Source organism: Bacteroides sp. OM08-11, from assembly GCF_003438665.1.
Lineage (GTDB): Bacteria > Bacteroidota > Bacteroidia > Bacteroidales > Bacteroidaceae > Bacteroides > Bacteroides cutis.
The window spans coordinates 1-1,336 of record NZ_QSTJ01000017.1; the positions used below are offsets into that span (position 1 = coordinate 1).

The following is a 1,336-nucleotide window of genomic DNA, read 5'->3' on the forward strand; positions in this document are numbered from 1 at the left end:
ATGTCTTCAATCTCAGACATCAGTTTTTGCAAATCTGTAATAGCTTTGGAACTTGCCGCTTGGGGTATCTGCAACTCAAAATAGAGCATCGGTTCGAGAATGTCCACACCTGACTGTTGCAAGGCCAGCCTGAAGACATAAGGGGTCAGCTGTCTGAAATCAGCAGGTGTACTTACCGGGCTATAATACTCGGCTTGAGTAAAAGTTACTTTCAGATCTGTCACTTCCCATCCATGTAAACCAGATTGGCAAGACATACGAATCCCTTCAAAAACGGCATTTTGAAAAGAATGGTTCAGATAACCATAGGAGATGTCACTTTCGATTTGCAACCCTGTCCCTAACGGCAAGGGTTCAAGCGTCAGCCCTATTGTGGCCCAATAAGGGTTGGGTGGCACTTCGATCTGAATAATCTTATTGACCTTTTTTACAGGTCGTTCTTTGTAGATAGTCTTGATCTCATCAAAATGGACCTTTACGGAAAATCGTTCTTCCAGCAATGTCTGTATGATTTCCTTTTGGGTCAAACCATATAACGAGATTTCCAATTCATCACTATATGAGTTTATGGAAAAGGACAAAGACGGGTCTTCAATCCACAATGTATTCAGAGCGGATATCACCTTGCTTCTCTCTTCGGGCTTATTTGGCCGGACGGAGGATTTGAGAGCGGGATGCTGATGAGATAATCCTTGAATCAAACAAGGTTTAGCACCTAAATAATCTCCGATTCGAAAATCTTCTATATCTTCTACAATCGCGATATCATTGGCACCCACTTCATCAACATTTATCTCTCTGCCCTGATAAATAGTTTTTAGATTTTTAATCTTGATGAATTTTTCCGAATCATTGATTCTTACAACGTCTCGAAGTCTCAGACTTCCGTCAATTATTTTTAGAAAACTTCTTTTATGTCCTTTGGGGTCATGCTCTATCTTATAGAGATAAGCTGATAGTCTGTTTGAGACCGATGCCGGAGGAAGTATAAAAGAAGAGATGGCGTCCAACAACTCATTGATACCGATATTGAACATTGCTGATCCATGTAGTACCGGATAGACTTTGGCTTTTGCCACAAGAGCGATTATCGTATTCCAATAATCAGCCGGTGAAATTTCGCTATCCGCCAAATATCGTTCCAATATGTTGTCGTCATGGTCGCATACAAATTCTTTGTATTCTTCCTTTATATATGTTTGGGAGCAAACTGGATAAACCGATCCATCGACAACAGTTTGCATACACAGGACATCTTGCGACAGATTTGTTTTTATATCCAGATACAAACGCTCCAAATTCACACCGGCACGGTCAATCTTATTGATAAATATAA

General features: G+C 40.4%; 1 protein-coding gene. It reads right to left on the reverse strand.

The genetic code is table 11. The features are described from left to right. On the reverse strand, positions 1-1,336 hold a 1,336-nt coding region (locus tag DXC10_RS16170; protein WP_117738471.1), incomplete at both ends, for a TetM/TetW/TetO/TetS family tetracycline resistance ribosomal protection protein.